This is a genomic window from Streptomyces sp. NPDC003027 (assembly GCF_053591435.1).
Window position 1 is genome coordinate 46,826 of record NZ_JBSFTU010000041.1, and the last position, 8,378, is coordinate 55,203.

Below are 8,378 nucleotides of genomic sequence, written 5' to 3' on the forward strand. Positions count from 1 at the left end.
GACGGGCCGCCCTACCGCTCAGACCCCGTTCCTTCCCCAGCCGTTCTTCACCAGCCGTGCTCCCCAGGGCCTATGACGTCGTGTCCGATCTGCTGGGCGAGGCGCTGCGCCCGTTCGTCCTCCCCGGGCCGGACGTGGACGTACACGGTGTGGCCCGGGGCCGGCTCGTGGTTGGCGTCGGTCCCGAAGCATGCTTGCACCCCGGTCCGCGCATGCTCCGGACCGAGGCCGAGTTCGGGCACCGCCGGCCAGCTGAGTGCCATCCACGCGATCTGCCCCCACCCTGCCTGACGCAGCACCTTTGGCGCTCTGTCCAGCAGATCACCCTCCACCGGCTCCTCGACCGAGAGCATCATCGGCAGCAGACCAGCCAGCACCGCGGCGTCATCCGGAAGGTCGACCCCACGGAAATGCTCCCCGCCTCCCGAGAACCAGCCCTGCGGGAACACCTCGCGGGCCCTCACGACGTTCTCGACCCGAAGCAACTCGGCATCCAGGTCAACACTCGCCCCCTCCGACAGCTCCCCACACCCCACCAGAGACACGGCCACGGCGATCACCGCCGCCACATCCCCGACCTCGCTCCGGTAGACCGGATATGCTCTCGCATCACCCACAGAGACCCCTCACCTTCCACACAGAAACACCAGAAGGGGTATCCCTCTTGCAGGAAATCCCACCCATTTATGGAACGCTGACTTCTGATCGATCTGGTGTTCCCTGAGCTGGACCCCGAACATTTACTGCCTTCCCGTTATCGATATGGTCGCCGAATTCCTGTGTCGCGGGGACGGCCTACCGGAGGGGCCGGCCGAAAACTCAGGTGCGCCGATCACGTCGGGGCCTGCCCTCCTGTTCTTGCCCGCAGCTCGCAGGTGATGGGCGTCGTGTGATGTGCACTGGGTGCACGTCATCGTTTCACTGGGGCTGACCTGGAGTGTGGCGATACCTGGGTGTCGTTTTGCTGGTGAAGGCTTGTGTCGTTTGGTGGGTGGGGGCTTGTCGCTCCTGTGGGTGGGTGTGGCGAAATGCCGGGTGGGGCCGTGTCGTGTCTGGCTACGCTCGGTGGATGCCGTCGTTTGCGGGTGATCCGCGTCATGAGCGTCTTGTTGGTGTCCTGGTGCCGTTGTTGCGTCGGTCGTGTCCGCCGGGCGGTGGCGGGTTCGGAGGGTCGTACGAGCTCCGGCTCGGTGTTGATGAGGCTGAGGAGTTGGGCGGGGTCGCTCTGATTCGCTCGGCATGCGTAAGGCTGGCCGGTCCCTGGGATGGGCCAGGTTGCAGACGTTTGGTGGTTCCTTCCCACAGGTTGCTGTGGCGGGTGTGGTGGACCGGCGGGAGGTTCCTGCAGAGTTCGCCGCCGCGGTTGAGGAGTACGAGTTGCAGCGGGGGAGGGCTGCAGTAGAGGTGATGGGGCGGACGTGGCAGGACGGTAAGCCGCGTGCGGTGCCGGGTTCTGTTTTCGTGGTGGCGCAGGAGTTCCGTGCCGCGTATGCCGAGGGCGTGGCCGGGTGAAGCGTGAGCGGGCGACGCGGCTGCTGGCGGGCCTGGTTGAAGAGGTGTATGTCTTCGGTTCGTACGCGCGTGGGGCGTTGGAGCCGAACGATGTCGACGTCGTCATCGAGCACGGCACGGACAGGCGTTGGCTGGGCGAGTCGCTGGATGCATCGATCAACGGCCGTGACTCGTACGTGGGGATGAGGCAGGCCCTGCGGGGTGGGAGCCGGGGGATCTCCTTCCAGTTCCGTGGTCGCAGCAGTCTGCTGGACGAGGGCTTCGAGCTGTTTTTGCTCTGGCGGAAGGGTGAGCCGTTCTGCCTGGCTCGTAAGCGCCTTGCCTCCTTGACAGCGGACCCGGCAGCCGGGCCGGCGCCCAGGGACCACATGCTCACAGAGTTCGAGGGGCTGGAGAGCATGGTGCCGCGGCCAGCGCGGATCGAGCTGTTCGGCCGGCACGCGAAGGGCAAGATCAGTATCACGCCGCTGAGGCTGGTGGACGGAGACCTCGAGGACTCTGAAGCCGCCTGGCATGTACGGAGGCGTTGGGTGGAGACGAGCCCGTTGCGCCGGGCGGCGACGTGCGCCCTGGCCGCGTTGGAGCAGCGAGGCGTTGACCTCAGCGAGGTGACGCTGCACGGCCAGCGGCTGTTCGGCCGGGACCAGCAGGCTGAACGCTGCTTCGTCGATCTGGGATGGAACGGCTTCGGATCTATGGGGCGTCTCCTGGACAGCGGAGTGACCTGGCTGGAAGTGCTGCGCCCCCATCGGACCAAGCCCATGGACGCACTGCTCATCGAGCCGACGCCTCGCACGTAACCGGAAACGCCCATAACCGCGCCCCGGCGCCCCATGGGGGATCGAGGGTCTGCTTCATCCGTTCGTGTGTGCCTGATCGGCGTGTCGGGATGGATGAGGCCACGGCGGACAGCCACCCACCTGCACGAGGTGCAGCCGGGGGTGAGGAGTGTCCGATCGGGTTCCTGGTGGCGAGGACATGCCGCGGCGGTGGCCGGCCGGCGGGCGTGAGGGCGCGGTGGCGCGCTTGATGGCCCTTGACTCCCGGGGCGAGTTGGCCACCGAGCACGCACGGGCGGTCGCTGGGTCTCTTGGTGTGTCACTGCGGACGGTGTGGAACTGGGTGGCAGTGGCCCGGCGCGAGGGGCGGCTGTCCGCACGGACTCCGTCACGGGCCGGTGTGACGCCAGATATGCGTGTCCGTCTGGCGGTGTGGGGTGGGAACGTGTCAGCGGTCCACCGCGAGCTGCTCGCGGAAGCGGCCGCGGCTGGTGACCCGGGGTCGGTGCCTTCTCTTCGGACCCTGCGACGCGCGGTACGCCGGGACTTGTCGGCGGGGGAGCGGGCCGGGCTGAAGGGCGGTGAAGCAGCACGTCGTCGTTACGACGTCTACGGCAAACGGCCGCCCACGCACCGCAACGCCTGCTGGGAGGGTGATCACAAACGTATCCCGGTCCGTGTCGCCCTGGACGGGGCCGCGGTGTGTCCGTGGGTGACGTGGTTCATCGATGTGGCGTCGAAGGTGATCGTGGGGGTAGCGGTCACACCGCACCAGCCGGCCCGGGACGCCGTCCTGGCAGCGCTGCGTTCGGGGATCAGCCGGGCCGCCCCGTACGGGCCGTTCGGTGGCCTGCCGGACCGGGTTCGGGTGGACCGAGGCAAGGACTTCCTCTCGGGTGCGGTTGCGAGGGCGCTGGGCGGCGCTGCGGTCCCCGTTCACGACCTGCCTGCCTACAAGCCCTACCGCAAGGGCACCGTGGAGGCCCTGAACAGCGCGGTGGAACAGATGCTGCTGGTCTCCCTCCCGGGCTACACCCGCCGTGCCCGCCCCGCGCAGGCATACCGGCCGACTCCGGTGGAGGAACTGCTGTCCTACCCGGACTTCGTCAGGGTCCTGCTGGACTGGGTGGCCTGGTGGAACACCGAGCACCACCCGGCCGGCGTCCCGGACGGGATGACCCCGAGCGAAGCGTGGGAGGCGGATCCGACACCGATCGAGGACGTGCCTGAGAAGCAGCTGGCGTTCTTCGCGATGGAGGACGACGGCCGTATCCGGAAGATCACCACGAACGGGGTCGCGTGGCGGCGCCGCGCCTACATCGCGGACTGGATGGCCGGTCATGCCGGCACCAGGGTACGGCTGCGCTATCTGCCGCATTTCGACGGAACGATCGAGGTCTTCACCGCCGACGGGCCTGTCCGGCACCTGGGCAGCGCCTACCTCGCCGAGGCCGCGACACCTGCGCAGCGCCGCGCCCTGTCCCAGGTCCGTGAGAGCAAGGCCCGCGCTCTCAAAGCGGACCTCAAAGCAGCGGAGAAGCTGAGCCGGACCCGCTACACCGCAACGACCACCCCTGCCGCGCCTCGTCCCCGGCGGTCGGTCACCGAGCAGCAGGCCCGAGAGATCAGCCGCGCCCGGGCGGTGGATCTCGCGGCCCGCGCACTGCCGGACCTGATCCCACCCCGCGATCCTCCGCCGGGCTGGGCCCGGCCCCGTCCCCGCCCTGACATCACCGCGCCGGCGCTGACAGACCCAGCCGTCACCGCCCCGCCGGAAAAACCCACCAACACCAGGCCCGCACCAGGCAGCAAGGAGTGACCCAGCATGCCCACCTCGCCCCGCAGAGGCCGCCTGCCCGCGGAACGGGAAGACCACTACATGCGCCTGCCAGGCGCCCAGGTCGTCTCCACGCGCGCCCTGCTCACCGCCCGGGAGAACATCCGGGCCGCGATCGACGCCAAGGCGATGATCTGCATCTACGGCCAGGCCGGCAACGGCAAGTCCTTCGCGGTCAACACCTGCCTGCGCGAGCTCGCACCGAAGCTCACACGCCGGATCCAGTTCCGGGCCCGGCCCTCCACCCGCGACCTCCGTCACGAACTGTTCCATGCCCTCGGCCTGCAGGGCCGACCGCCGGCGCAGCCCATCGAGTTCGACCGGACGCTGCGCGGCGCCCTTCAAGAACCGCATGTCCTGGTCTGCGACGAAGCCCAGTGGCTGTCAAAACTCTGCTTCGAGTACCTGCGCTACCTCTGGGACGACTCCGACTCCGACCTCACCATCATCTTCACCGGCGGCAACGGCTGCTTCGAGATGCTGCAGAGCGAGCCGATGCTGGAGTCCCGCGTCTACGCGTGGCAGGAGATCGACCGCATGCCGCTGGACGAGGTCCTGGCCGTCGTCCCGGCCTTCCACCCCGCCTGGACGGACGCGGACCCCGAACTGATCGCCTTGTGCGACCGGGAAGCGGCCCACGGGAACTTCTGGGCTTGGGCGAAGATCACCCACCACCTCACCGTGGGGATGAAAGAGACCGCACGGGCATGCGTGGATGAGGAACTGCTGCGCTGGGCCTACAGCAAACTGAGCCACCGCCGGGCGGCCTGATGCTGGAGTGCCCGAACCCGCCACCGGTCACAGTGATCATCGACCCACACGACGACGTGGTCCACACCCGGGCGGCCCTTGCCTCCCACGCTCCACACAGCGGACGCCTCACCGTCCACCCCACTCCCGGCGTGGACGCCGCCCTCGCACTCGCCTACGACATCCTCGCCGCCCTGGGCAAGCCCGTCCCCCTGACGGGCTACCGACCGGCCGATCCGGCCCCGGCCTGGTCGCTCGCCGCCGCCTGGATCCTCGCCACCCCCATCACCCACCTGACCCTGCTGCGCGCCCACCTCCTCACTCCGCACCGCTTCAAGGACCTTCTCGCCCTGCGCAGGCGCACCGGCATCCGCCTGACCCTTGTCTGCCACCGCCAAAAGATGAGGCCCTTCCTGGAACGCGAACTGCGGCAGGTGGAACACCACATCGCCGAGGCATCCGCCCTGCTCCCCGAGACCGAACCGGCCCCCCTGCCCTCGCTCCCCGCAGCGCGGCCGCTGGCGAACCGATGGATCAGCCTGCCCGCCCTGACCACGCTCAAAGCCTTCGACGACGCCACCGGTCCGTGCCACTGCGCAGCACCGACGGCAACTGACCGGGACTTCTTCCCACCAGTGATGCCACCGGTCACCGAAGCGGAAGTCGCCTGGCGCCTCCACCGCGCCTCAGCCCACCCCCACCTGGCAGCCCAGCTCGCCACAGCGACGTTCACCGCGGCTTCCACCACCCAACTCAACACCGCGCGTGCCCGCGACCTGGGACCGGACACCTCGACCATCACGCTCCACGACCACGGCCTCCGCCAGGGCTGCATGACCCACCCAGTCCCCGACTGGGCCCGCCCCCTGCTGAGGGCCGCCGCACTTGCCTGGAGCATCGAGACCGGCACCGACGGCCCCCTGTTCAGCGACCCGCTGCGCAGTACAGGACTGCCATCCCTGACAGACTTCGCCGAGAGCTGCAAACTGCGCCCACCCCAACCGACCCGCCCCAAGCGACGCCGAACCAAACGTGGGCCAGTCCCGCGCCCGAAGCAGCCCGCAAACACCATCTGGCCCGTGTGCGCCGCGCACTACCGGCTCTCCTGGGCCAGCGAGATGCCGGACCTGATGCAAGGCTGCCCCTACCCCCCACCGCACACGCAAAAGACCATTGACCGCAGAAAGCGGGGATGGCTGCCGCCCGACTACGGGCTGCGCGAACTGCGGCACCTGCGCTAAGAATCGGTGAACCGCCCCCACCCTCTGCGACCTGCCGTGGGCTTCCCGCGGATAACGGCCCTGCGTGCTGCTGATCGCCCCCAGCGTTCGGGCCAGGCCGGATTGCGTACGGTTACGACTACAGAAGCCCCTCCTCCGGCTGTGCCCGGTATGACTCGCGCCCCGGCGACCCGGACTGCTGGGACTGGACAGGGTCGCTTTCCGCCCGGCGGGCCCTGGTGAAGAAGGTTCAGCTGCTGGTCCCGCCTGACGGGACGAGCCGCATATCGGCCTTTTCTTGCAGGTCAGAGCCGTGTGGCGTGGTCGCATGACAGTGGATATCAGGTTTGATCCGGGCCGGTCAGATGTACCGCTACTACCTCCGCGAGACCATTGCCGGGCGACGGCCGCCGCCCGGCGCGCACGCCGCTGCGCGTGGCCCAGGAGCAAGCCGACTGTCACGTGGAGCCCGAGGCGTCGGACCGCTGCCGGTGTGTCCCTTGCCCGCGCAAATGCCTTGGTTGGTTGTCGGCGGCCGGTCCTAGACTCGTCAGATGGTGCTCACGTACAGCAGCGGCAGCGGCGACCACCTGCCGGAGAACGCGCGGCCCGAGTCCTACCTGGCCAGGATCGATCCTGCTCCCACAGGGTGGGTCACCGTCCTGCAGGAGCCCACCAACGGCCGGTACTCGTGGATCGGCAGCTACCTGACGACCTTCGTCGGCCGCGAGCACGCCCTGTCCACGAGCGACTGGACCCACGGCAGCGTAGGCCAGACCGAGGTTGCACACTTCGGCGACGAGGCCGTCTTCGGCGACGGTATGACCGACACCTCCGCACGGGCCGAGTTCTTCATTCAGCTGCGACGCCACCAGCAGCCCGACGTCGCACCCACCATCGAGTTCACCCACTCATTCCTGTGGTACTTCGCCGCCGTGCCGCGCCCCGACGGCAGCTGGTACTTCCTTGACGACGCCGGCCGCGATCAGGAGCTCATCCGCGTCCACCGCGGTGACACCGACCTGCGCATCGAGGTCGCCGCGCTGCCACTGCGCCGCTACCTGGCCGTCCGCGAGCGCTTCCTCGTCGTTCAGCACGAGCGGATCACCTACCTCGACGCAGCCCCCGCTCACACGATTCAAGCGACGGACCGCACGGAGGTGAGCACCTTCGAGTTCCACAGCAGCCGCATGGGGCGACCCGCCGTGCGCCTATGCGGCAAGCATCTGGTCCTGCCCATCGACGCCAAGCCGGCCGACCTCGCCTACCCGTACACGACCGCCGTGTCCTACCCCGAGTTCACCATCGGCATCGATCCGAGCACCGGCCAGCCCATCACCTTCACCTGCGACCCGGACCAGCTCAGCGGCCACTACAAGAACCTCGGTACACCCGACTACCTGACCCGCGTCTACTTCCGGCGCGAGGTACTGCGCCGCTACACCTCCGAGCCCTCCCGCTACCAGGTGCGCGACGGCCGCCTGTCGTGCCTGGGACTGTGGAGCATCTCGATCGGCCGAAACGACGAGGGCCTGGTGGAGGTGTACCTCGGCGACCTGGGCCGCGACCTGCCGAGTGCCGAGCGCCCCCACTGGCTCAGCTTCAACGTCGCGCCTCTCGGCGGCATCGACGAGGCGCGTCGGCGCCGCGACATCCTGGGCGAGTGGACTGACACGACCGCCGATCCGCTGCACCGTCTGGCCGACGCCCGCGCGCGGTTCAGCACGGCGCTGTCCGCCGTTGTCGGCCAGCCGGTTTACCGAGCATGGGACGCCGCCGACCAGATCGCCTTCGCTGGCCTGCACATGCCCACCAACAGCGAGCAGAGCGAAGCTGACACTCAGATCCTCACCCTCGCCAAGGGCGTCATCGAGTACCTCGACACCAAGGCTCTGCGACAGCTTCCCGGGGCCGACGCCAAGGCCGCCACCATCAACAACCTCGAGGGGTGGGTGAAGCACACCGACGGCGATCTCGACACCCTCGTCGCCCCGCTGCGCCTGCTCCAGAACCTGCGGTCTAACGGCGCGGCCCACGCTCGGACCAAGAAGTGGACCGCTTTCCTCACCCAGGCTGGCCTCGACACGCTCAAGCCGGACGAGCAGTTCGTCCGGCTCGCGATCAGCACTGCCGACGCCCTCGAAGCCCTGGCCAAACATGCCGAAGCACAGGCACAGCCAGCCCCCGGTGAACGCCCGGGAGACGAAGATTTTGCCCCCGGTCGACGACGATCGTCTCGGGCAGGACGACCGGCCGGGCCGCCGCCCCGGCCAGGCGCTC

General features: G+C 68.8%; 6 protein-coding genes. 5 read left to right on the forward strand and 1 reads right to left on the reverse strand.

Features of this window, described 5'->3' with window-relative positions:
- Positions 1 to 47: 47 nt before the first annotated feature.
- The gene (locus ACWDX6_RS25020; RefSeq protein ID WP_451487120.1) at positions 48 to 569 is read right to left on the reverse strand and encodes a hypothetical protein; all 522 of its coding nucleotides are present in this window, start codon (positions 567 to 569) and stop codon (positions 48 to 50) included.
- A gap of 939 nt (positions 570 to 1,508) precedes the next feature.
- Here ACWDX6_RS25020 and ACWDX6_RS25025 point away from each other — a divergent pair.
- From ACWDX6_RS25025 to ACWDX6_RS25045, 5 genes are all read left to right on the forward strand, one after another.
- A complete protein-coding gene (locus ACWDX6_RS25025) occupies positions 1,509 to 2,312 on the forward strand; it encodes a nucleotidyltransferase domain-containing protein (RefSeq protein WP_451487121.1) in 804 nt (267 codons plus the stop codon).
- Positions 2,313 to 3,003: 691 nt separating this feature from the next.
- On the forward strand, positions 3,004 to 4,110 hold the full coding sequence (locus tag ACWDX6_RS25030) for a Mu transposase C-terminal domain-containing protein (RefSeq protein WP_451487122.1): 1,107 nt from the start codon (positions 3,004 to 3,006) through the stop codon (positions 4,108 to 4,110).
- 6 nt (positions 4,111 to 4,116) lie between these two features.
- The gene (locus tag ACWDX6_RS25035; protein ID WP_451487123.1) at positions 4,117 to 4,899 is read left to right on the forward strand and encodes an AAA family ATPase; all 783 of its coding nucleotides are present in this window, start codon (positions 4,117 to 4,119) and stop codon (positions 4,897 to 4,899) included.
- 32 nt (positions 4,900 to 4,931) lie between these two features.
- Positions 4,932 to 6,119 (forward strand): hypothetical protein, encoded by a 1,188-nt coding sequence (locus tag ACWDX6_RS25040; RefSeq protein ID WP_451487124.1) that lies wholly within the window; start codon positions 4,932 to 4,934, stop codon positions 6,117 to 6,119.
- A gap of 533 nt (positions 6,120 to 6,652) precedes the next feature.
- A partial coding sequence (locus ACWDX6_RS25045) for a hypothetical protein (protein ID WP_451487125.1) occupies positions 6,653 to 8,378 on the forward strand: 1,726 nt, incomplete at its 3' end.

What these genes read in the sequence shown, in the direction of transcription:
- ACWDX6_RS25035 (WP_451487123.1), top strand. Translation starts at nt 4,117, where the DNA reads ATGCCCACCTCGCCCCGCAGAGGCCGCCTGCCCGCGGAACGGGAAGAC.